This is a genomic window from Pseudomonas sp. TMW22090 (assembly GCF_022496665.1).
Classification (GTDB): domain Bacteria; phylum Pseudomonadota; class Gammaproteobacteria; order Pseudomonadales; family Pseudomonadaceae; genus Aquipseudomonas; species Aquipseudomonas gregormendelii.
Window position 1 is genome coordinate 1042825 of sequence record NZ_SCFH01000001.1, and the last position, 21032, is coordinate 1063856.

Annotated in this window: 22 protein-coding genes; 4 read left to right on the forward strand and 18 right to left on the reverse strand. The window is 60.0% G+C overall.

Annotated features, from left to right (window positions below; all coding sequences use genetic code 11):
• Positions 1 to 114: 114 nt before the first annotated feature.
• From EQV97_RS04800 to EQV97_RS04810, 3 genes are read left to right on the forward strand one after another with little or no spacing between them, the layout of a single operon-like run.
• Positions 115 to 1359, forward strand: a complete 1245-nt coding sequence (locus EQV97_RS04800; protein WP_240888534.1) for an exonuclease SbcCD subunit D C-terminal domain-containing protein — start codon at positions 115 to 117, stop codon at positions 1357 to 1359.
• Positions 1356 to 4997 carry an AAA family ATPase gene (locus tag EQV97_RS04805; protein WP_240888535.1) on the forward strand — a complete coding sequence of 1214 codons (3642 nt, stop codon included), beginning with the start codon at positions 1356 to 1358 and terminating at the stop codon, positions 4995 to 4997. The genes EQV97_RS04800 and EQV97_RS04805 overlap by 4 nt, the downstream gene beginning before the upstream one ends.
• Positions 4994 to 5590 carry a glutathione S-transferase gene (locus tag EQV97_RS04810; protein ID WP_122839717.1) on the forward strand — a complete coding sequence of 199 codons (597 nt, stop codon included), beginning with the start codon at positions 4994 to 4996 and terminating at the stop codon, positions 5588 to 5590. Before EQV97_RS04805 ends, EQV97_RS04810 begins: the two co-directional genes overlap by 4 nt.
• Before the next feature lie 168 nt (positions 5591 to 5758).
• On the opposite strand, the gene EQV97_RS04815 is transcribed toward EQV97_RS04810, so the two are convergent.
• The 5 genes from EQV97_RS04815 to EQV97_RS04835 all read right to left on the reverse strand — a co-directional run bounded on the left by EQV97_RS04815 (position 5759) and on the right by EQV97_RS04835 (position 8292).
• On the reverse strand, positions 5759 to 6016 hold the full coding sequence (locus tag EQV97_RS04815) for a hypothetical protein (protein ID WP_122839716.1): 258 nt from the start codon (positions 6014 to 6016) through the stop codon (positions 5759 to 5761).
• Positions 6013 to 6225, reverse strand: a complete 213-nt coding sequence (locus EQV97_RS04820) for a hypothetical protein (protein WP_201148132.1) — start codon at positions 6223 to 6225, stop codon at positions 6013 to 6015. The genes EQV97_RS04815 and EQV97_RS04820 overlap by 4 nt, the downstream gene beginning before the upstream one ends.
• A gap of 271 nt (positions 6226 to 6496) precedes the next feature.
• The gene (locus EQV97_RS04825; protein ID WP_122839714.1) at positions 6497 to 6676 is read right to left on the reverse strand and encodes a hypothetical protein; all 180 of its coding nucleotides are present in this window, start codon (positions 6674 to 6676) and stop codon (positions 6497 to 6499) included.
• Positions 6677 to 6833: 157 nt separating this feature from the next.
• On the reverse strand, positions 6834 to 8009 hold the full coding sequence (locus EQV97_RS04830) for a lactonase family protein (RefSeq protein ID WP_240888536.1): 1176 nt from the start codon (positions 8007 to 8009) through the stop codon (positions 6834 to 6836).
• Complete coding sequence (locus tag EQV97_RS04835; RefSeq protein WP_122839712.1) at positions 7996 to 8292, reverse strand: DUF5629 family protein; 297 nt, start codon at positions 8290 to 8292, stop codon at positions 7996 to 7998. The genes EQV97_RS04830 and EQV97_RS04835 overlap by 14 nt, the downstream gene beginning before the upstream one ends.
• A 202-nt stretch (positions 8293 to 8494) precedes the next feature.
• Between EQV97_RS04835 and EQV97_RS04840 the strand changes: the two genes are divergently transcribed.
• Positions 8495 to 9091 carry a hypothetical protein gene (locus EQV97_RS04840; protein ID WP_240888537.1) on the forward strand — a complete coding sequence of 199 codons (597 nt, stop codon included), beginning with the start codon at positions 8495 to 8497 and terminating at the stop codon, positions 9089 to 9091.
• A gap of 364 nt (positions 9092 to 9455) precedes the next feature.
• Here EQV97_RS04840 and EQV97_RS04845 read toward each other — a convergent pair whose 3' ends face one another.
• From EQV97_RS04845 to EQV97_RS04905, 13 genes are all read right to left on the reverse strand, one after another.
• Complete coding sequence (locus tag EQV97_RS04845; RefSeq protein ID WP_122839710.1) at positions 9456 to 9926, reverse strand: hypothetical protein; 471 nt, start codon at positions 9924 to 9926, stop codon at positions 9456 to 9458.
• Complete coding sequence (locus EQV97_RS04850) at positions 9926 to 10633, reverse strand: oxygen-regulated invasion protein OrgB (RefSeq protein ID WP_240888538.1); 708 nt, start codon at positions 10631 to 10633, stop codon at positions 9926 to 9928. The genes EQV97_RS04845 and EQV97_RS04850 overlap by 1 nt, the downstream gene beginning before the upstream one ends.
• A complete protein-coding gene (locus tag EQV97_RS04855) occupies positions 10605 to 11174 on the reverse strand; it encodes a hypothetical protein (RefSeq protein WP_122839708.1) in 570 nt (189 codons plus the stop codon). The genes EQV97_RS04850 and EQV97_RS04855 overlap by 29 nt, the downstream gene beginning before the upstream one ends.
• The gene (locus EQV97_RS04860; protein ID WP_122839707.1) at positions 11158 to 11886 is read right to left on the reverse strand and encodes an EscJ/YscJ/HrcJ family type III secretion inner membrane ring protein; all 729 of its coding nucleotides are present in this window, start codon (positions 11884 to 11886) and stop codon (positions 11158 to 11160) included. The genes EQV97_RS04855 and EQV97_RS04860 overlap by 17 nt, the downstream gene beginning before the upstream one ends.
• On the reverse strand, positions 11883 to 12191 hold the full coding sequence (gene sctI, locus EQV97_RS04865) for a type III secretion system inner rod subunit SctI (protein WP_240888539.1): 309 nt from the start codon (positions 12189 to 12191) through the stop codon (positions 11883 to 11885). The genes EQV97_RS04860 and sctI overlap by 4 nt, the downstream gene beginning before the upstream one ends.
• A gap of 64 nt (positions 12192 to 12255) precedes the next feature.
• Positions 12256 to 12534 carry an EscF/YscF/HrpA family type III secretion system needle major subunit gene (locus EQV97_RS04870; RefSeq protein ID WP_240888540.1) on the reverse strand — a complete coding sequence of 93 codons (279 nt, stop codon included), beginning with the start codon at positions 12532 to 12534 and terminating at the stop codon, positions 12256 to 12258.
• Positions 12535 to 12555: 21 nt separating this feature from the next.
• Positions 12556 to 13749: a PrgH/EprH family type III secretion apparatus protein gene (locus EQV97_RS04875; RefSeq protein WP_240888541.1), complete on the reverse strand. Its 1194-nt coding sequence runs from the start codon at positions 13747 to 13749 to the stop codon at positions 12556 to 12558.
• A gap of 93 nt (positions 13750 to 13842) precedes the next feature.
• Positions 13843 to 14307, reverse strand: coding sequence for a transglycosylase SLT domain-containing protein (locus EQV97_RS04880; protein WP_122839704.1), 465 nt, complete (start codon positions 14305 to 14307; stop codon positions 13843 to 13845).
• Positions 14304 to 15869, reverse strand: coding sequence for a winged helix-turn-helix domain-containing protein (locus EQV97_RS04885; RefSeq protein WP_240888542.1), 1566 nt, complete (start codon positions 15867 to 15869; stop codon positions 14304 to 14306). Before EQV97_RS04885 ends, EQV97_RS04880 begins: the two co-directional genes overlap by 4 nt.
• 321 nt (positions 15870 to 16190) lie before the next feature.
• Positions 16191 to 16466 carry a phosphopantetheine-binding protein gene (locus tag EQV97_RS04890; RefSeq protein ID WP_240888543.1) on the reverse strand — a complete coding sequence of 92 codons (276 nt, stop codon included), beginning with the start codon at positions 16464 to 16466 and terminating at the stop codon, positions 16191 to 16193.
• On the reverse strand, positions 16467 to 18701 hold the full coding sequence (locus tag EQV97_RS04895; protein WP_240888544.1) for a hypothetical protein: 2235 nt from the start codon (positions 18699 to 18701) through the stop codon (positions 16467 to 16469).
• A 1-nt stretch (position 18702) separates the two neighbouring features.
• Entirely contained in the window at positions 18703 to 19914 is a 1212-nt protein-coding gene (locus EQV97_RS04900; protein WP_240888545.1) for an IpaD/SipD/SspD family type III secretion system needle tip protein, read from the reverse strand.
• A 3-nt stretch (positions 19915 to 19917) separates the two neighbouring features.
• Positions 19918 to 21009: an IpaC/SipC family type III secretion system effector gene (locus EQV97_RS04905; protein ID WP_240888546.1), complete on the reverse strand. Its 1092-nt coding sequence runs from the start codon at positions 21007 to 21009 to the stop codon at positions 19918 to 19920.
• Positions 21010 to 21032: the final 23 nt, after the last annotated feature.

A 21032-nucleotide genomic window follows, 5' to 3' on the forward strand; every position in this document is an offset into this window, starting at 1 on the left:
AGGCTGCGATCTTTTCTGCCTTTGGCCATTCCTGACTTTTTGCCAGTAAACTCTCCCCCTTTCGCCGCTTTCATTGTTCACGCGGCCATCACCTCATCTCCAACGGAGTTTGCCTTGCGTCTGTTCCACACCTCCGACTGGCACCTTGGGCAAAACCTGCACGGGCAGGAACGCGATTTCGAACACGGCTGCTTTCTTGACTGGCTGCTGCGCCAACTGAAACTCGACCAGCCTGATGTGCTGCTGATCGCCGGCGACGTGTTCGACACCGTCAACCCGCCGGTCAAGGCCCAGGAACGCCTCTATGACTTCATCGTCAGCGCCCATGAGCAGCAACCCAAGCTGACCATTGTGATGATCGCCGGCAACCACGATTCCGGTTCACGTATCGAACTGCCCGCCCCCTTGATGCGCCGCTTGCGCACGCATGCCCTGGGCCGGGTGCTGTGGCTCGACGACGGGCAGCTAGATGCCGAACGCCTGCTGCTGCCGCTGCCCAATGCCAAAGGCAAGGTCGTAGGCTGGTGCCTGGCGCTGCCGTTCCTGCGCCCGGCGGAAGTCACCGGTGCGCAGCTGGGCGACAACTATTTGCGCGGGATCGGCCAGGTGCACGAATGGCTGATCGCCGCCGCCAATGTCAAGCGCAAGCCCGGGCAGGCGCTGATCGCCATCAGCCATGCCCACATGGCCGGCGGCTCGGTGTCCGAAGACTCCGAGCGCAGCCTGATCATCGGCAATGCCGAAGCGCTGCCCGCCAGCCTGTTCGGCCCAAGCATCAGCTACGTGGCACTGGGTCACCTGCACAAGCCGCAAAAGGTCAACGGCGAAGAACGGATCCGCTACAGCGGCTCGCCGATCCCCTTGTCGTTTTCCGAAATCGGTTATCGGCACCAGATCCTCGACATCACGCTGGATGGCGAGTCCCTGGTCAGCGTCGAACCCAAACTTATCCCCCGGGCGGTCAACCTGCAGCGCATCGGCCCCGCGCCACTGGCGGACATTCTCCTGCAACTGGCCGACTTGCCGAACATCGACCTGCTGGCCGACGTCCAGCGCCAGCCCTGGCTGGAGGTGCGCGTGCGCCTCGATGAACCGCAGCCCGACTTGCGCCATCAGGTGGAGACCGCCCTGCAAGGCAAGGCCGTGCGCCTGGTACGCATCGCCGCCGAGTACGCCGGCAATGGCGGGCGCGACGGTGCCGATGACGCCATGGCACTGATCGAGCTGGACCAGCTCACGCCGCAGGAACTGTTCAGCCGCGCCTGGCAGGACAACTACGGGAGTGAGGTCGATGAGCAGACGCTCAACGACTTCGCCGAGTTATTGCAGGACGTTCAGACCGAGAGCGAACAGCCATGAAGATCCTCGCGATCCGCCTGAAAAACCTCGCCTCCCTGGCCGGGCCATTTGAAATCGACTTCACCGCCGAGCCGTTGGCCAGCGCGGGGCTGTTCGCCATCACCGGGCCCACCGGTGCCGGCAAAAGTACCTTGCTCGATGCCCTGTGCCTGGCATTGTTCGGCGCCGTGCCACGGCTGAGCAATGCCCAGGTATCCGCCAAGGCCCCCGACGCCGACGGCGAAATAAGTACCGGCGACCCACGCACCCTGCTGCGTCGCGGAACAGGCGAAGGCTATGCCGAAGTCGACTTCGTCGGCATCGACGGCCGCCGCTACCGCGCGCGCTGGGAGGCCAATCGCGCCCGGGAGAAAGCCGGTGGCAAGCTGCAGGCCAGTCGCCAGAGCCTGCGCGACCTCGACCAGGATCAATTGCTGGCCAGTCAGAAAGTCGAATTCAAGGTCCAGCTTGAAGCCGTTCTGGGCCTGAATTTCGAGCAGTTCACCCGTGCCGTCCTGCTCGCCCAGAGCGAGTTCAGCGCCTTCCTCAAGGCCAACGACAACGAACGCAGCGAACTGCTGGAGAAACTCACCGACACCGCCTTGTACACCCGCCTCGGTCGTCGCGCGTTCGACAAGACCAGGGACGCCCGTGAGGCCCACAAGTTGCTGCAGGACCAGGCCACCGGCGTGACGCCGCTGCCGCCCGAAGCGCGCGCCGAACTCGATGAACGTTTCAACCAGGCGCAGCAGCAACTCAAGCACCAGCAGGCGCAACTCAAGCAGCTTGAGTTGCAGCACACCTGGCTCAAGGAACTGCGCCAGTTGCAGGACGAACAACGGGGCGCCACCGAACAATTGACCAGCGCCCAACAGGATTGGCAGCACCTGGCCGGCGATCGTTTGAAGTTGACCCGCCTGGAGCAATTGGCGCCACAAAGGCACCAGTTCGCCCGCCAGAGCGAACTCAAGGCGCGGCTTGCGCCGTTGGCTGCGCAGATTGAGCAGCAGACCCGGCAACAACAGGATCTGCAGGCGCAGCAGGCGGAACTCGAACAGAGCCTGGGCAATGCACAGGCAGCGCTAAGCGAAGCACAGGCTCGGCACACATCTGGCGCGCCGTTGCTGCGCCAGGCCTTCGAAGCGCAAAGCAGCCTCGCCCGCCTGATCAAGGACACCGGCCTCAGCGCAGAACGCAAGCAGCAAGCCGAACAGGCCTGCAGCGAAGGTCAACACACCCTCCAAGGGCTGCTCGATCAGCAGCAACGAGTGGTCGAACGCCTGGAGCGCATTGGCGCCGAGCTTGAGCAAAGCACTCACCTGGCACCCCTGAGCGATGCCTGGAATGCCTACCGCGACCGCTTGCAGCAATTGATGCTGATCGGTAATCGCCTGAACAAGGGCCAGGCGGAGCTGGCGTCCCTGGAGCAACAAGCCAGCCAGGCCGCTGCGCAATGGGCCGGGCAAAAACACAATCTGGAAGTGCTCTACAAAGAGGCTGGCGCCGAGCCGGAGGCGGTGGCCGAGCAGATCCAGTTGCTCGGCAACCTGTTGCAGGACAACCGCAAGCAACTGCGTGCCTTCGAAGAACTGACGCGACTGTGGGCCAGCCAGCAGGCGCTCGACCAACGCGTCGCCGAACTGCAGCAGCGCCAGGGCTCAGCCCAGCAGGAACGCGAGCGGCTGACCCAGGACGGGGTCAAGACCAGGAACGAACTGGCCGTCGCCGAGCAGACCCTGACCGTCACCCGTGAACTGCTCGAGCGCCAGCGCCTGGCCCGCGGCGCCAGTGTCGAAGAGCTGCGCGAGCAATTGCAGGACGATCAACCCTGCCCGGTCTGCGGCAGCCCCGACCACCCCTATCATCAGCCCGAGGCGTTGTTGCAAAGCCTGGGTCGCCACGATGAGAGTGAACAGGCCAACGCACAGCAAGCGGTCGATGCGCTCAAGGAAAAACTCACGGACCTGCGCACCGAGGTCGGCGCCGTCATCGCCCAGCAAAAGGAGTTGCTGCAACAGCAGGAGCAACTGGTCGCGCAACAAGGCAGCCTGGCGCCGAGCCTCGAAGCGCACCCGCTGTCGACCCAGCTGTTCAACCAGGACGGCGGTCGACGCGATGCCTGGCTGGCCCAGCAAAACAGCCAGTTGAACCAGAGCATCAGCCAGGACGAACAGCGGCAAACCGCCCTGCTCACCCTGCAACAGGACGCCGCGCGCCTGCAACAGCAGCTGCGCAACGCCGAGACCGCGAGCCAGCAGGCGACCCAGCACCTGGCCAATCAGCAACGCGAGCTGGGCAACGACCGCCAGCGCCTGGATGAGGAACTGAGCGCCTTCAGCAGCCTGCTCCCTGCCGATACGCTGGACGCCTTGCGCAATGAGCCGGCCGCGACCTTCATGCAGCTGGACCGGCAGATCACCCAGCGCCTGGAACAGCTTGATCAGCAACGCGACGAACTCAGTGAGCAGCAACAACGCCAGCAGACGCTGGAGAAGGAACAGGATCGCCAACTGACGCGCGTCCAGCAGCTGGAAGCGGCACTGCAGCAGTTCAACGCCCTCGCCGAGCAGCAACAGGCCTGCGAGCAGCAGCTGGCACAGTTGTTGGGTGCCCATGACAGCGCCGAACACTGGCAGCAGCAACTGGATCAGGCGGTTGAGCAGGCGCGCAATGCCCAAGCGGCAGTGAGCCAGGCGCTGCAATCGGTGCGTACGGGCCTGGTGCAGTTGGCCGCCGAGCTCAAGGCGCAGCAGGAACACCTGATCGCCCTGGAAACCGAAGAGCGCGAGCTGAGTGCGAAGATCGTCGACTGGCGCGCCTTGCACCCGGAGCTGGATGACGGTGGGCTTGAACAGCTACTTGGGGTCGACGACCAGCAGCTCGCCCAGTTGCGTCAACGCTTGCAGCTCAATGAAAAAGCCCTGGAGCAAGCCAGGGTGCTGCTGCATGAGCGCGACAAGCGCCTGGCCAGTCATCAGGCGCAGCACAACGGCAACCTGGACGCTGAGCAACTGGCGACTGCGCTCGCCGAGCTGCAGGGCCAGCTTGCCGCCAGCGAACACCTTTGCGCTGAATTGCGCGCCGAACAGGCGGAGGACCAACGCCGGCAGACCGCCAATCAGGCACTGGCGCAACGAATGGCCGACGCCTATGCCGAGTACCAGCGCTGGGCGCGGCTCAGCGCCCTTATCGGCTCGGCCACCGGCGACACCTTCCGCAAGATCGCCCAGGCCTACAACCTCGACTTGCTGGTGCACCACGCCAACGTGCAATTGCGCCAGCTGGTGCGGCGCTATCGCTTGAAGCGCGGTGGCAGCATGCTCGGTTTGCTGGTGATGGACACCGAGATGGGCGACGAGCTGCGGTCCGTGCATTCGCTGTCCGGCGGCGAAACCTTCCTGGTGTCACTGGCCCTGGCCCTGGGCCTGGCATCGATGGCCTCAAGCACCCTGAAGATCGAATCGCTGTTCATCGACGAAGGCTTCGGCAGCCTCGATCCGGAATCCCTGCAACTGGCCATGGACGCCCTCGACGGCCTGCAGGCCCAGGGTCGCAAGGTCGCGGTGATTTCCCACGTGCAGGAAATGCATGAGCGGATTCCGGTGCAGATCCAGGTCCGCCGCCAGGGCAATGGCCTGAGTACACTGGAGGTGAAATGACCACGCTCTACTCCTTCCGCCGCTGCCCCTACGCCATGCGGGCACGCATGGCCCTGCGCTACTCGGCGGTTGCCGTGGACATCGTCGAGGTCAGCCTGAAAGCCAAGCCACCGCAGATGCTGGCACTGTCACCCAAGGGCACGGTGCCGGTGCTGAGCATCGACGGCGCGGTGATCGATGAGAGCCTGGCGATCATGCGCTGGGCACTGGAACAGGGCGATCCGGCGGACTGGTCGCTCAAGGATGATCCTGCCGGCCAGGCGCAGACCTGTGCGTTGATCGAGGAGAACGACCAGGTGTTCAAGGTGCACCTCAATCACTACAAGTACGCCGAGCGTTATCCCGAACAGCCGATGGCGTTTTACCGGGCCGAGGGTGAGAAATTCTTGAGCAAACTGGATGAGATGCTGGCGCGTAATGAATACTTGCTGGCCGATCATCCATGTCTGGCGGATGTGGCATTGATGCCATTCGTGCGGCAATTCGCGCACGTGGACAGGGAGTGGTTTGCGCAGACGCCGTATGTCCGGTTGCAGGCCTGGTTGCAGCGCTTCATCGAATCAGCGTTGTTCACCTCGATCATGCAAAAATGACCCCCCGTGTGCCGGTATGCCCGTGTACCGGTGTACCGCATGCCCCTGTATCCGTATGCCGGTATGCCCGTGTACCCGTGTAGGAGCTGCCGAAGGCTGCGATCTTTTGATCTTGCTTTTCAAGATAAAGATCGCAGCCTTCGGCAGCTCCTACGCGGGTTCGGTGAATCAGGCCAACACTTCGCACATCCGCAGCGCCGAGCAATCCACCTGGAACGGCCCGAAAAAATCACCAGCGCGCTTGGCCGGAGGGTTTCCAGCCATCAGCCCCAAGGACTTCGCGGTCTGAATATTGTGAGCCATATTGTGATTGGCTTCGATTGACCGTGCTACACCGCCAGCCGAGCCGTGCCCCACGCCTGCCAATGACGTGCCATTGGTCATGAATGCCAACAAAGCCACGACTCCGAGTTTGCTGCCTTTCATGACCCTGCCACTCCCGCCACGTCCTGGTGATCGATCACGGCGTTCTGCACGCGGTGTTCAAACTGGATGGCGGGATAAGCGACCTGAATCGGTGCTTCGAAATCGTGCTGCATGTGCGCCGAGATACTGACAAACGACACCAGGACCACGTAGAGACCGATGGCCAGGTAGGCGCCGTGTTTGGCGGAGGTGAGGATTGCGCTGGCCATGGTGTTCTCCCGTGGGCATGTTTCAGAGCCCACAGGATCAATCAAAAAACCCGGGCCAACCACTCAGGGTTTTCCATAGTGATCATCAGCTTGCTTGATCATTAAAGCCGTCTATCGCGATGCCGGATAAAACCTATAACCATTGACGACCCACACACGCGTAGGAGCTGCCGAAGGCTGCGATCTTTTGACTTTGATCTTTAAAAAGCAAGATCAAAAGATCGCAGCCTTCGGCAGCTCCTACAAGGAAGTGCGAAGAAATTCGTGGATTTCAGGCTTGGGTTTTGTGATCCAGGGCAGCGTAGAAGTTGGCGCTCTGCTGCAGGTATTTCTGGGTGTAGCTCTGGGTGTGAGATTTTTTGTTGCTGATTTCTGCGCTGGCGCTGGTTGGCAATGCAACGGTAGCGGAAATGGCGGATGCGGCAATTACGGAGAAGAGATTGAAGTTCATGGCGGTAATCCTCGGAGTCAGTTGGCTTGCTTGCCCGGTGGGGCCGTGGAGCAAACTTAACCTCCGAGGGTTACCGTCCTGAAATGCTTTGTAGCACTTCCAGATATCAGCCTCATTGATAGAACAGCGCAAGCCCCATCAACCGGGGGGCTGCGGCCTATTGACGCACCAGGAACTTGAGATCGCTGGGGGCCTCCATCGGCAGCTTCTGCACGGTTTTACCCAGCAGGCCGCTTTGGGCATCCCGCTCGACCACGACAATCTGGTTGCTCTTCTGATTGGCAATCAGCAGGAACTTGCCGCTTGGGTCGAGGGCGAACTCGCGCGGGTGGTCGCCTTCCACCGAGCGCCGCTGCAGCTCCTTGAGCTGGCCAGTGGCAGGATCGATGGCGAACACCAGCAGCTCGTTAGCGGTACCCCGGTTGCTGACGTACAGGAACTTGCCATCCGCCGACGCATGCAGCGCAGCCGCGGCTTTGTCCGACGCCGGCTGCCCTGCGGCCAGCTCGACCATTTGCGTCTGCGCAAGCTGGCCGTCCTGATAGTCAAAGACGGCGACTTGCGCACTCATTTCCATGGTCAGCCAGGCATGCTTGCCATTGCCACTGAACAGCAAGTGCCGCGGCCCGCTACCGGGTGGTAACTGGACGGACGCAGGGGTGGCTGCCACCAGCGGCAAATCCGGATTGGCCTTGGGGTCGAAGCGATAGACAAACACCTTATCGGCGCCCAGGTCGTTGGAAAAGACGTAGTTGCCGTCTGGCGAAGACACGGTCGAATGCACGTGCGCCGACATCTGCCGCTCGGGGTTGACCCGACTGGAGGCATGGCTGCTCAACTGCACCACGGTTTTCAGTGTGCCATCAGCGCCCACCGGCAACACCGCCAGAGTGCCGCCCGGGTCTTCGACCACGGAATAATTGCTGACGAACAAGTGACTGGCATCGCCGCTGAGGCTTGAATGAGTCGGCTCGTTGCCCAGGCTCTGCACCTGATTGATCAGGCTCAGGGCATGGGTTTGCGGATCGATCGAGTAGCTGCTGACGCGCCCGACCGGGTCTTTCTGGCCGGGGCCGTTTTCGTTGACCACGAACAGGTGACGCTGGTCCCGGGACAAGGTCAGCCAGGAAGGATTTTCACTCTTGACCACCTGCAGCGGCTTCGCGTCGATCTGGCCGGTGGCGCTGTCGAAATTCAGGCGGTAGATGCCCTGACTCGCGCCGGCCGTATACGTGCCGACCAGCAACTGGTAATCCGCCGTGGGGGCCGCCTGCACACCCATGGCGCCCACACTGCCAGCCACCAGCAACGGCCAGAAATTACGCATCCGCATGCGCGTCGTCCTCCTCGTTGTCACCGCCGATGGCGTCCATCGGCACCAGACGGTGCTCGCCGGAGTCGCCGGTGATAATCCAGCTTTTCAAGGCCGCATCAAACGTCGCCGCCTGGATTTGCGCCATGCTGAACGCCCACCGCTTGAGCGCGCGGCCGTCCATGCACTCGACATGCAGGTTATCGTCTTCATCGAGAGAGAAATCGAAGGCGTGCAGCCCGTCGATTTCCAGCATGTCGCAGTGTTCGAGGGCGTTGAGCAAGGTGTCGGTCATGGCAGTCAGTCTTCAAGAGAAAGACGCCATGATAGCTCAATGCGAGGGTCGGGATTATGCCAGCCCACCACCCCTGTATCACACACCCTCCCCGTGCACTGGCTGAATCAAGAGGTTATGAGCGACCTATCGCAATAGGTGTTTTTTGATAGCATCGGTCTTTTTTTCGGATATCTTCTACGAGCTACTTATACTAAAACAAGGTGACACCATGATTGGACAAGTGTCGACAACTGCACCTCATCAGACCAACTTTGGCGGCGTGTATATAAACTCAATTAATGGAAGTACTGTCAAGGTCAGGAACACTGATCTTGACTTTCGCGTGATAGTAGAAGAACGCTTGCTAGCCAGCGCTGTACGCGAAAATAAACACTTGAGAGCTGGGTCCTCCATCGATGACCACCCAACCCAGAAAGATAGAGTTATTTCTTTCGGGATGGGCATCACTCTAGTGGACTACTTTAGTCAGGATGACGCCGCAAAAGCCTTGATAAATCAAGCCTGCGAGCTATCACCAAGAGCCCCAAGCGGCACTTTAAAATCAGACCCTGCAATGCTCAAGCGCGGGGAGGATGCCATACTCACCCTCGTAAACAACAAGAACAACTTCACAGATACGACTTACGCTTCTGGCATTAGGCTCGGTCACGGCATAGGACTAGGAGAACTCGACCGGACGCGGATTGAACACTTCGCAGCGTTCTTAACGTTATCCATGCCCATGAAAAAGACACAGCAAAATGAAGCCGAGAACACGATATCAACCTCCGTCCCAGCTCTGCGAAAGGTATTTGAGCCTGAATAAACACTGAGACCCAGTGGTGCCTACGTCCATTAAAGTCCAGCAGGCGGCGCGACCGAGCGGTGGCGCCGCCCATTACCTTCGAGCGCCGAGCCATGCACTCAACCCCGCTTGACGCCAGCCCACAGATGCTTCACTCCATTGAGAAGACACGCTCGGACTTGCATAAACCTCATGCCGGCTGTTGGTTGTATCAGCGAGGTGCCAGATCGCACGGACTCAACTAATCCTCTCCAACATGTTCCCCATTTGAACGCAATGAGTGTACCAGCGCTGCTCCCGCTGCTGCGGCCAAAGGTTTTTCTCGGCGCGCCGAACGGGAAACCGTGCCGCCCCGGTCAGTCGGCAGTTTTGCCCCCGCAACGGACTACCACTCAACCTTCTCCCGGCTGTCTGCATCCTCTTCCGTCTTGAACACTTCCTGCAGAAACTCCTGGAAAAACATATGCGCTACAAACACCGAGGAAAATGCGTCTCTGAGTCCCTTGTAGGTCTCCCCGCCTTCCAGCCCCTCGGCCTTCATGCGCTGCATAAGCTTGGCCAGTATTTGCTGCTGATACTGGGTGGTTTGGTAGATTTTTTCACCCGCGCCATTGGTGTATTGTTTCAGGTAATCAATGATGGCCTGCTTGCCCGGCCCGTCGCCGGCCCAGGCGATAAATTCGTTATAGAACCCATCGAATTCGGGGTCGGGGCGGGCCGTCGACTCGGCGCTCTGCGTGCCTGATACGCCTTGAGGCTCCCGAGCACCCAGGCGTTGCACCAACGGCACGATGGCTTCAGCCGCCGGCCATGCGCCCGGCAGCGCCGCGTTGAGCAGGGTTTTACCGATGTCCATCATTCAAGCTCCGCTTGCACTTCAGAGGCGGCGCCACCTTGCCTGTCGAGGTTGGCGGCCCATTCGACGAATAATTGCACCGAGGCGTCATCGAGCTCGCGCACGCTGTCCGGCAACTGCTTGAGTCGGGCCCGCAGGCGCGGCGCCAGGCGCTCCTGAGTCGCTTCGATATCGAGTTCGATGACCTGGTCGCCCTGGCGAAACAGGTAACATTCACGCTCGTGAAAAGTGATCCGGGCGTCGTCCACACCCAGCTCGGCCAGGCGCCCCTGCAGCGCTGCCAGCAGCGCTTTGCAACGGCGCGGCAAAATGATCTGCAGCGCCCCCGGCAGACCCGCGCCATGGCGGCTCGACCAGCGCTGCACCAGCCTCTCGAGCAATTGCTCATCCATCAACCACTCGCCCAGCAACTCACGCGCCGCTTGTAGCAGTTGCGTCTGCAGCTGGGTGGCGAGCAACCGCGAACTCAACAACAGCTGGCTGAGATCGCCGGCCACCTGCAGCACGCCTTGCGCGTAGCCTTCCTGAAAGGCCTGGGCACGGATCTGGTCGGCCTCGGCCTCGGCCTGGGCCACACAGTCCCTGGCCCGTTCCTGCGCCTGCTGCATCAACAGCCGACGCTCGCGGGCGGCGCTGCGGTCGGCACGGACGATCAGCGGATCATCCGCCGCCGGTGGGTCAATCAGGGTTCTGATGGAGTCGAGCATGTTGTACCGCCAATACAAAAAGTGACGCATTCGGCTGTTGCGCGGGCATGGCCCGCTGCAACGCGACGACGCGGGGGGAAAACTGCAGCACCAGGCGCTGCATCAGCGCCGCAGGGACGTGCGCCTGCCAGGCCAGCAGGGCATTGAGGCCCAGGGCATCGAGGGTATCCAGCACCCCGTCGGCGTCCCGGATCGGGCTGGCGCAGCGCTCGCCCAGGCGCAGGCGCGCAAAACGGCGGGTGGGTTCGTCGAGTTCGCGCAGGCGCGCGCCGATGGCCAGTTGCGCCCAACCCGCGTGGGCGCCCATCAGCCGGGCGACGGCCGGCAGCCGCTGCCAATGACGTACCCATGCCTCGGCCCAGGAATGCGCCGGCAGCGTCAGCGGCTCGGCACTCAGCCCCAGGCCATGCAACAAGGCCTGCTCGAGCAGCGCCCGGGGCGCTGGCGCGTTGAACAGTGCCGGCAGCCTGCCACGCTCGGCATGCAGGTAGGCAAACGGCTGGCGCAGAATCGACTCCAGCGCTTCACTGACCTGCGACATCGCCGGCCTCGTCCGCACGCTTGCGTTGATACAGCCATAGCGCCGATGCCGCCGCCAGCACCAGGCCCAGGCCCAGCAACAGAAAGAGCGGGGTCAAGTCCTGCGAGCGCGGCTCCGGCGACGGCGCGGCATGCTGGATCGGCGAACGCCGCGACAGCACCACGGAAATGTCTTCGTAGTCGAGGCCGGCGAAGCTGTTCTTGAGAAAACGCTTGATGTCGCTGATCAGCAACTGCGGCTCGATATCCGGCTCATGGGTGACCAGCGCCGCCAAATGCACTGGCGCCGCCTTGCGCTTGCTCTCCCCGGACTCCAGGTCGTAGCTGACATGCAGGCGCGCCGAGACAACACCGCCGAGGGTGCTCAGGGACTGCTCCAGGCGTTGTTCCAGGGCGCTGTACAGACGGGCTTTTTCGGCCCGCGGCGAGGCCACGAGCGAGTCCGCCGGAAACATCTGCGCAACTTCGACCCGCGGTTTGGACGGCAACGCGTACAGGGTCAACAGGTCCACCGCCGCCGAAAAATCGGCCTGGGCGATCTGCACCGAATAACCGACCTTGCCATTGTCGATCTTGTTCGCGCTGATGTTGTTGCGTTGCAGCACCGACACCACTTCATTGACCTGCTGCTGGTCCAGGCCTTCGAGCAGGCTCGGCTGGCGACAGCCCACCAGCGCCAGGCATAAAAAAACAACACAACCGAATGATTTCATGACGAACGCAACAAGGTTTCAGCCGTGCTCACGGTCTTGCGCACCAGGACATTAAGCAGGGAAACGTCGACGTTGTACTGCGCCATCATGACCTGTAACTGACTCAACACTTCCGGGTTGGTGATATCCGGCCGATCGAGCATGCCGTTGATTTTCGCGTAATCCTGTTCGGTGCCCACCGCAGACGTGGCGAAACCTTGAATCAAGCGACTTTCCAGGGAAACCACTGCATTCGGAGCCGGGGTCGACAGTTCTGCTATTTGTAACGAACTGGGTCCCGCCGGGGCAATAGCGTAATTTGACATAAACAACTCTCATGAAAATCGCCGACACGTCACGGACCTGCCGACGATAAAACGAATATGACGTTTAGCGCGCGGCAGCAATGATCGCCGAATCGATTTCCTTGAAGCCTTTAACGGTATTGGTCGCCGCATTACGGAAAACATTGTAGGAAGAGAAAGACGCTTGATAGGCGGCCAGCAGTGTCGGGTCGGAGGGGTCAGCCTTCAACTTTGCCAGCGCCTCATCGAGCTTGACCTTCAGCCCTACCGCGCCCGCTTCAAAGCCTTCAGCCTGCCTGCCAAGAAAATCCGTATGAAAATCTACCTGAATTGAAATGTCACCTTGGGAGCTTTGACCAGTCATACATCACCTTCCTTCTAGCTATTAAAGTGGTTTTGGAAAATACCAGGATGACGGGGTCATCTTGATGTAGCCCTGGGGGCCATATTGAAAAGACTTGCCCTTGAGCCAGTCATCCTTCAATTCAATTGCGAAGTTCACATAACGGTCGCCCCACTGTTGATTGAAGCGGGTGACATAACTGGTCAGCGCCTGCAACTCGACATCCGCCAGGCTGCCTTCGACCCGGTAGGTCACGCTGTCGTCATTGGCCTGGCGGGTAAACGGCAGCGCCAGGCGTTGCAGCCCTTGTTCGGCCTGCCGTGCCAACAGCCCGTCGTCACTGCTGACTATCAATACGTCACGGGCATAGGGCGCGGCGTCGCGCAGCAGGGCTTGGACCCGCAATTGATCCTGCGGGGTCAGTACATTACGTTGCGCACTGACCAGCAGCCGCGGCTGCGCCGGGTCAGCGAGGTCGATGCGATGAAAGGCCAGGCGTGGCTCCTGCTCCAGCAACAAGGCCTCAAGCCGGGCGCGCTCGCCGTAGGGGGTCAGGAGCTGGGTGGCCGAATAGCCGTTGCGCACCAGCACCTGGCGGCCCCAGCCGGCCTGGCGCTCGGTATCGGCGAAGACGTACACCGCGCGGTCCCGGCCGTAGAGCACGGTCATCTCGGCGTCGGCGCCACGGATCAGGGCTTCGACGCTCGACACCGGGCTGGGCCTGGACACCTGCCAGGCGAACACCGCGCCACCCAGCGCCAGAAACAGCGCCAGCCCGACCCCCAGCTGTTGGTTACGGCTGCCCGGAACCCGTCCCGAATCCGGCAAGTGCGGCGCGGGCGTTATTGGCAGCAGCAGCTCTGGCAGCCAGGACTCATCCGCCGGGCGCACGGCAATCTGCAGGCCCTCGATGTTTTCCAGCGCCTGGAACGCCAGGGTACGTTCTTCAACGCCTAGCGGGCCGAACACCCGCAGTTGACAACCGCTGTGCGCATTATCGTCAAGCAACACTTCAAAGTTGCAACCGCCGGCGTCCAGCGGAATATAAACAGCGTCCTGCGGCACGCTCGGCACGTGCTCAACGGCACAGAACCGTGCTTCGGGGCCTACCAGAAAAAAGTTGACATACTGCGCCAGGTTAAATTCACAGCCTTGCAGCGGACCGTTGAATACACGCAATACACATTGAATTGCAGGGGAGTCCTGCATGCTGTCCACCATCGTGCCAATCGTCATGAAAAGCGCCAGGCGCCTTGATTTGAACGACAGGGTAAACAGTACGTTAATGCCAATCCTGATCGGACTCTGCACACAACCGGGTCGCGCCGATCAGAATCTGCTGGCGTGCCCGCCCCGCACCTGCAACGCCTGATAATGCGTCCAGACCTTGCGCGCGTAGCGCAGGCGCAAGGCTTCGCGCGCCGGCGAACTGCCTGCGTTGTACGCCCCGACTGCCGTCCAGTTATAACCATGGCGGGCGACGAATTCGGCCAGGATCAACGCGCCCGCCTCGACCGCGACGCAGGGGTCGGACAGCAGCAGCGGCTCGGTGATACCGCGCCGGGACAGGCGTGGCAGGTGCTGGCTATTGATTTGCATCAGGCCGATATCCCGCGAACCGTCGCTGTTGACATGCACGGCATCGACCTTCAGGCCAGACTCCACCTGGGCAATGGCCATCAGCAATTGCGGCTCCAGGTCATGCCGCCGGGCAGCCTCCTGCCAACAATCGGCCGAGGCAGCCCCGCCCCCCATCAGGCTTGCCAGCGCAACCGCTGCGCCATAACGCCTCATGCCAACGACCGCTGGCGGGTCAGTTGCGCCAACCCTTGCAGGCGCGGATCGCCAAGCCGGGCTCGCCACCAGGGGCAGGATTTACCCTCCAGCTCACGCCACAGGCCCGCCGCCACACGGTCACCCTCGAGCCGGCGCAGCACCGGCAATTGCGCCGGACACAAGGGCGGATGCTCCGACGCCTCGCACCAGCGCCGATAACGTTCGCGCGCCGCGCCCTTGTCAAACGCCGCCTGCACATAACACACCACCAACTCGACTTCGCCCGACTGGCCCTCCAGCAAACCGGCACGCTCCAGCACTTGCTGCGCCGCCACCGGATCACCGCTGACATCCAGAATCAGCGCGTACATCGCATTGATCACCGGATGCCGATTGCCCAGCACGCTGATCGCCTTGCGAATCACTTCGAGCGCCTGCAGCGCATCGATTTCCAGCACGATTCGCGCACGCAGCAGCCACGCCGCCACCGACGCGCAATCCTGCTCCAGGGACCGCTCGATCGCGCGCAACGCCTGGCCAAAACGCCCGCAGCACCACAGATGCCAGGCGTAGTGGTACTGCGCCCCGGCCCGATCAGCACCCAGCAGCACCGACCGAAACAGCGCTTCGCCCGCATGCGGCACCCCCTGCAGGCTGGTCAGCAATGCCAGCCTGGCCGAGGCCTGGGCATTCTCCGGCTCCAGCGTGAGCGCCTTGCTCAATGCCGCATACGCCTCGGTCAACGCCCGATGGTGATCCTTGAGACCCAGGTTGGCCATGGCCAGGTAAGTGTCCGCCAGGCCACACCACAAGGGGGCGTAACCGGGGTCCAGCTGCAGACAACGCAGAAACTCCAGCTGGGCCTCGCCCAGCCCCTTGGGCGTGTAGGCCTGCAACCCGAGCAGCCCGTTGATGTAGGCCTGCGCCACCGGATAGGAGCTACAGGGCGCAATTTGCGGGCGCAGGCCCGGCAGGCGCTGGGCGACCAGCAGCACCATCTGCTGCATCACCTGATCCAGACAGGTGACTTCGGTGAGCACCTCACTGTGCAGCAAGGCATGATCACGCCCGCGCACCAGCTCCACAGAGCCGCCCCACACCCGGTCACGCTTGATGCAACGAAAGCTGAGGTAATAATCGGCCCGCAGGCGCTCGACCAGCGCCAGGCAGTCCTCGTCGCCGCTACCGACCGTGACGCCGGCTGGAAACACGCACAAACCCTCACCAAAGACCGCCGCCAACTGCCGCACGACTGCACGGTGCACATCCAACATGCAAGCGTCGCCGCGCCCCACCGATGGCAACACCAGCAACGACGGCACCACCGAAGGTGCTGCGACCGCCGCCAGGCGCTCGGTCACGTCACCGACAAAACGATAACCTTTGCCGTACAGGGTCTTGATGTAACCATTGTCGCGCCCCAGCACCTTGCGCAACGTATAAATACAGCGGGTCAGGGACTCTTCGGCGATATCGCAATTAGGCCAGACCCGGGACAACAATAATTCCTTGGACACCAGGGTGCCCGCCGAACTCAATAATAAACGCAGTACATGCAACTCCTTGGGCGGCAAATGCAACGGAGTATCCTTGTGTAAAAGCACACCATCGCTGCATAACTCCCAGGCACCGAAAACAAACGAGTTTGTCGATGATAGATCCGCAGCACTTCCCGAGCTCACGTTAACTCCCCCCCACGGCCAATAAACCGCCCATGTTCAAGCGTTAAACATAAATGGCAGGGGCAGCCCCCCACATGAGCGGCTGACTATATCAAGGGTGGCTGAACAAGATGTACCAACTACATGAATTTAGTACTATTCCTACAAGTTAAAGCGAACCGCAACAGGATAGGCCCGAATGCTTAAACTGGACAGCGCGCCCTGAACAAGGGCGCGCATTTAATTAAATATTAAACCTGGACACTCCAAAGTATGTAGGACCAATCTTAACACGTCCTCTACCCGGCGTATCTCGGCAACGCCTTCTGTCGGCAGTTCAATTGCAAACGCTTCGTTGATATCCAGCACGATCTCCAACAGGTTCAATGAGTCGGCGCCGAGGTCTTCGACCAGGCGATGGCCTGGCTGCAGCGCCCCGATATCGACCAGGAGAGTGCGGCAAATGATATCGGCGATGACCCGCTCGCGCTCAATTCGCAGCGTTTTGCGATTCATCTACGCGCGCCCCGGCGCTTCTCGCACCATTATAGAATCAATGGACGAGGCCGGCTCAGAGGGAGCGACCTCGACAGGAGTCAATACATTGATATTTTTAAAGTTATCAAGCAGCGACTTAACCTTGGTTTCGAATGGCTTCGATTCAGCGCATGCCTGACGGAAAACATCACCGACCTCTCCCGTGGCGTTGAATGGGTCTTTCCCCGCCCTGATGTATTCTTTAAGCAGTTTTGCGCCACGGCTAGTGCCTTGAATAGCACTGGCTATCTGCTGATAAAACCCGGTCTCTGCCGGGCTCAATCGGCCTTCCTTCCTGGATTCGATCTGAACGGGAAGAAACGGCGCAGTACGAGGCAGAAGATTGTGCTTGATTTCCAATGATTGCCGCTTGGGGCTGGCAACAGCCGGACCCAGGACTAACGTGTCTTGCGGCGCCGCCGGACCATCCACAAGGTCACGGGAAAGACTGAAAACGAGCGGATCCGTTTGTACGGAAGAGTGGTGGCCGATTGAAGAGACAGAACCCGTTCGGCTCAGGTGTCGCACTCGATCTGAGTCAAGATCGCTATTCCCGGAAGCGGAAGACAAGCTTGCCGCCTGACGCTCCGCTCGCGCAGCGAAAACGCCAGACAGCTGCGCGATTACGCCCCCGTAATTCCCACGAACGGTATTGTCAGAGAACATCTGTACGGCATTGCCAATGTTCATAGCCGATGTACCTGAATCTGTATTAGACATCGGCGGCGGCAGTGGCGGTGGCGGGAGCGGCGCTGGATCTTCATCGTCTATGCCAGAATTCGATTCTCGCTCATCGGAATCCAATGATGAAATTCTCGACGGCTGGCCCAACTGCTGTATACCCATCCTCACAACATTGGCCGCCTCCTGCACAGACGCGTCCTCGACGTTAACCTCACCCCCGCCCTCCTGAGGCGCCGGTATGAGCGACGCATCGCTAGCCTGTACTTGTGACCCTGAGTCAAAAATGTGCGCTTGACGCACATCAAATCTGTCAACCCGATGCCCCCCAGCCCCGTTACCCGACCCGCCTCCCGGGATCCATTGAGGGTTAGGTCCCCGAGCGTCTTCGCGATCTATTATGAAAGGGTTGTCAGCCTGCAGGGCGTAAGGCGCAAGCGGAGATTGCCTGACGTTTTGGGTATCGACACGACGACTGTTATGAACACTCCTCAACTCATCTGAAAGTTTAACCACCTGCGCATGACTAGCGACCAGTTGCGCATTACTAGCGACCAGTGCAGCAAGCGTGGCGTTCACAGTGTCGACCAGCGCTAAAATTACCTTATCCGAATTCGGCTGCCCACTTCCATGGGAGTTAATTTCTACGGGAACGGAGATGTCACCAATACGATTTACCGCGTGGCCGGTGCCTGCGGGAAACCATTCATTGGCGCGATCGCCCACCCCACCGCTGTTGCGTTGCTCAGTTTGGGGCTTTTTCACCCCGTGATCACCCTTTATCGACATGTGGAGATCAAGCTGATCAAACTTGGCCCTGATTAATGACGTGAGATCCTCACCATTTTTTATCTCGCTATAACGCTCGATGCGTGGGACCAAGACATCGCTCGCAGGACGCGACATACTGCCGTTAACACTTCGGAGCAGCGCATCTTCCGCGGATAGGACACCGCCTAACCGCAGATTAGCCGCCTTGACCAATCCAGAGCGTAGGTATGGGTCGACCATACCATTGGCTTTATCTAAAACATCGTTGCGCCCCTTTATTAATTTATCAATTAACTCCTTGACTTTTTGGCCCGCCACATAAGGTGCAGGATTTTCTGTATCCTTTGAGGATATACTCATCTGAGGATCATTTAAAAAACGTTCAATTAACTTACATAATTTTTCCTGAGCCTTGACCAGGGAGGGATGATCAGAGCCATGAACTTCCTTGAGCACAACAATGTTGATTGCTTGCGTCCCCAAGAAACTACAATTTTGCCTCACATGAAAGCTCGGATCAGTTAAGCCCGAAAAGGCTTCATTAGCCATTTCCGCTGGTGCAATTCGTGTAAAGGCTTCTCGCGTAAAAACCTTATAAGCCTCCTCGCTCTTGAAGGGCGTATTAGAATTAAGAATATCCGATAAGCTTAGTCCAACTCTGTTATAAGCACCCGTCAGCTCGCTAGAAACCGTCGTTTCGGAGGATGAGGAAGGAATGGAATGCAGGACATTCGCGTTGGCAGGGATAGAGGGAAAGTTCATATCAGGCGATCGCTCTGGCCATTTGGGTGAGCATTTCCGAGTACATGCTGAGTTGAGATGAGAGAATTTTGTTGAAGTTTTCGTGGTAGGAATTGGCGTTACTGTACTTGGTGGTGAACATCTGCAACTGGTTTTTCAACTCGGATTCCTGGTTGTCGAAGCCGGATTTCCAGGCATTGAATTTGGCGGAGTCAAGACGCGCAGAAGGCCATGGCGGCATCCCCTCCTCACGCTGAAACAATGGAATCAAATTAGCCTGCATCGTGTTTAACGCTGAAAGATCCATCATTACAACGAACCCACCTTTCCCATCGGGCTTGACATTCGGCGAGTCCTTCCCCATACCCATGGCTTCAGCCCACTTCTTTGCATCGGCTTCGGTAGCCGGCGGTAAATTACCATCCTTATCTGGAATAGGGAAAAGCACCCCTGTGGGCTGAGCTGAATATTTTGCTATTAAACGGTTTATAGCGGTAAGCACACCTACGTTCAGATCTACAGATTTGCCGTCAGTTGAACCCTTTATCCAATCTTGCATCTTCGCCATGACTTCTTCATTGAACTCCTTGTAGAAGTCCGAATACTTTCTCAAAAGCTCCTCATAAACAGCCAGGTATTCGCCGCGAATCTGACCAATCATCGCCAGCAACTGCTCGAAAAAATCGGCACTGCTATTCGGCTGGTTCAAGACTTCCGGAGTGAGGGGCGCCGGCGCCTCCAGTTTGCGCAATTGTGCCAATGTCTCACCACGCCACGGACCGGCATCGGGGGCATCGGGGGTATCGACAAACCCAAGCACGGCGTATTCGCGCAAGCTGGCTTCGGCCAGATGACTCTGCTGACGGACTGCAGCGGCGCTGTCGACAACCGCATCGAACTTGCGCTGCACTTGTTTATTGCTATCGCATCTCAGCGCCACGCTGCGCAAAAAAGCCTCGGCGCTACTGGCACCGTCCTGCTCAGCCGACACCTGCTGCTCTGCAGCGCCACCGGCTTGCTGAGCCGCCGGGCGCAAGAAGTCCTTGACCGCGTTGCTGCTGGCCTGGTTAAGCATCACCAGGCGAGCGAAAGCGCCCGCCGGACCCGATCGCTGCTGACGGCCATGCGATTCATCGCCCCACCCACCATCGGCAGGCTGCTCGAGGAGAGCGGATTGTTCGACGGACTTGACATTGGTGGGGCCGAGCCTGGTTTGAATCTCCGGAAAATTCATGGTTTAAGCCCTCGCATTGGCAATGGTACTGATCGTCGCGTTACGGCTCTCGCCAAGTTGCAGCAGGGCCTCGAGTAGCTTGTTCAACAGGACGCTGTCCTCGTTGGCCGCCTGGCCCGCCGTGTCGCTGACCGACTTGTGGACGCCCTGCTGGGCTTGCTGCGAAGTCTCTTCTTGCCGCTGGCTGTACTCTTCCAGGCGTACGATGCCGCTCACCCCCGCGCTCAGGGAATGACTCACACCGGTCAAAGCACCTCCAATGGTCTTGTCGCTGTCGATGCCCTTCTGATTCAGATCGGATTGCAATGATGCCTGTTTAGCCCTGTCCGCCGCGATGCGGGCTTCGGCTTCCAACGTCGCGCGCTCGCCAGGATCAAGTTTGCCGCCGTGATTGTGCTGCTCGATCACGTCCACTTCGCCCGATGCCCGAACAACCGTCGTTTTCCTCTGCTCAGCCGTGGTATCAGACGGTGTTTTTTGCAGCTCCAGTTTAAGTTCCTGAGCCTGCTGATTACGATTGGTAGCTTCGACCTTATTGGTCTTGATATCAGCGTGCTGCTTCGCATGCCCACGGAGCGACAAGCCCGCCCCCCCCGCAGCCGTCACACCCGATACCACCGAACCGGCGATGGCGGCGCGCATGGCCGCTTCACCGCCCGCCCTGATGGCCACGCCCTGGGCTTGGGCAGCCTGGTAGGCGAGCTTGGTGAACACAGCACTCGTGGCGACACTGGACTGGCGCGCGATATACAGCGCGACGACGGCCGCCACCAGTACCTGCGAGCGTTTGTCCCACGCGGCAGGGTCGATCGTCAGCGAAGACGTTTCGGCGCCCAGGCCCTGCCTGGCGAATTCCTGCTTGAAGCCATCCACCAGTTCTTTTTGGGCCTCGGTCCAGGGGCCGTTGTACATGTCAGCGAGTTCTTGCAACGTGTGCTCGGACGGCGGTGGTAACACCTGGGCATTGGCATTCACGAGCTGGCTGGCGGTGCCCATGGACACGAATGGCATGCGTTGAACGGCCGCCTTGCCATGGACCTGGGCGTCGAGACCCGTCGCAAAATTGCCGGTTGATGCTTTGATGGCGTCAGTCATGATGATGTTCTCCAAAGATAGAA

Excerpts from the sequence above, each read along its gene's own strand:
- EQV97_RS04805 (WP_240888535.1), top strand. The coding sequence starts at position 1,356 with ATGAAGATCCTCGCGATCCGCCTGAAAAACCTCGCCTCCCTGGCCGGG.
- EQV97_RS04810 (WP_122839717.1), top strand. The coding sequence starts at position 4,994 with ATGACCACGCTCTACTCCTTCCGCCGCTGCCCCTACGCCATGCGGGCA.
- EQV97_RS04815 (WP_122839716.1), bottom strand. The coding sequence starts at position 6,016 with ATGAAAGGCAGCAAACTCGGAGTCGTGGCTTTGTTGGCATTCATGACC.
- EQV97_RS04820 (WP_201148132.1), bottom strand. The coding sequence starts at position 6,225 with ATGGCCAGCGCAATCCTCACCTCCGCCAAACACGGCGCCTACCTGGCC.
- EQV97_RS04825 (WP_122839714.1), bottom strand. The coding sequence starts at position 6,676 with ATGAACTTCAATCTCTTCTCCGTAATTGCCGCATCCGCCATTTCCGCT.
- EQV97_RS04830 (WP_240888536.1), bottom strand. The coding sequence starts at position 8,009 with ATGCGGATGCGTAATTTCTGGCCGTTGCTGGTGGCTGGCAGTGTGGGC.
- EQV97_RS04840 (WP_240888537.1), top strand. The coding sequence starts at position 8,495 with ATGATTGGACAAGTGTCGACAACTGCACCTCATCAGACCAACTTTGGC.
- EQV97_RS04845 (WP_122839710.1), bottom strand. The coding sequence starts at position 9,926 with ATGGACATCGGTAAAACCCTGCTCAACGCGGCGCTGCCGGGCGCATGG.
- EQV97_RS04850 (WP_240888538.1), bottom strand. The coding sequence starts at position 10,633 with ATGCTCGACTCCATCAGAACCCTGATTGACCCACCGGCGGCGGATGAT.
- EQV97_RS04855 (WP_122839708.1), bottom strand. The coding sequence starts at position 11,174 with ATGTCGCAGGTCAGTGAAGCGCTGGAGTCGATTCTGCGCCAGCCGTTT.
- EQV97_RS04860 (WP_122839707.1), bottom strand. The coding sequence starts at position 11,886 with ATGAAATCATTCGGTTGTGTTGTTTTTTTATGCCTGGCGCTGGTGGGC.
- sctI (WP_240888539.1), bottom strand. The coding sequence starts at position 12,191 with ATGTCAAATTACGCTATTGCCCCGGCGGGACCCAGTTCGTTACAAATA.
- EQV97_RS04870 (WP_240888540.1), bottom strand. The coding sequence starts at position 12,534 with ATGACTGGTCAAAGCTCCCAAGGTGACATTTCAATTCAGGTAGATTTT.
- EQV97_RS04875 (WP_240888541.1), bottom strand. The coding sequence starts at position 13,749 with ATGACGATTGGCACGATGGTGGACAGCATGCAGGACTCCCCTGCAATT.
- EQV97_RS04880 (WP_122839704.1), bottom strand. The coding sequence starts at position 14,307 with ATGAGGCGTTATGGCGCAGCGGTTGCGCTGGCAAGCCTGATGGGGGGC.
- EQV97_RS04890 (WP_240888543.1), bottom strand. The coding sequence starts at position 16,466 with ATGAATCGCAAAACGCTGCGAATTGAGCGCGAGCGGGTCATCGCCGAT.
- EQV97_RS04895 (WP_240888544.1), bottom strand. The coding sequence starts at position 18,701 with ATGAACTTTCCCTCTATCCCTGCCAACGCGAATGTCCTGCATTCCATT.
- EQV97_RS04900 (WP_240888545.1), bottom strand. The coding sequence starts at position 19,914 with ATGAATTTTCCGGAGATTCAAACCAGGCTCGGCCCCACCAATGTCAAG.
- EQV97_RS04905 (WP_240888546.1), bottom strand. The coding sequence starts at position 21,009 with ATGACTGACGCCATCAAAGCATCAACCGGCAATTTTGCGACGGGTCTC.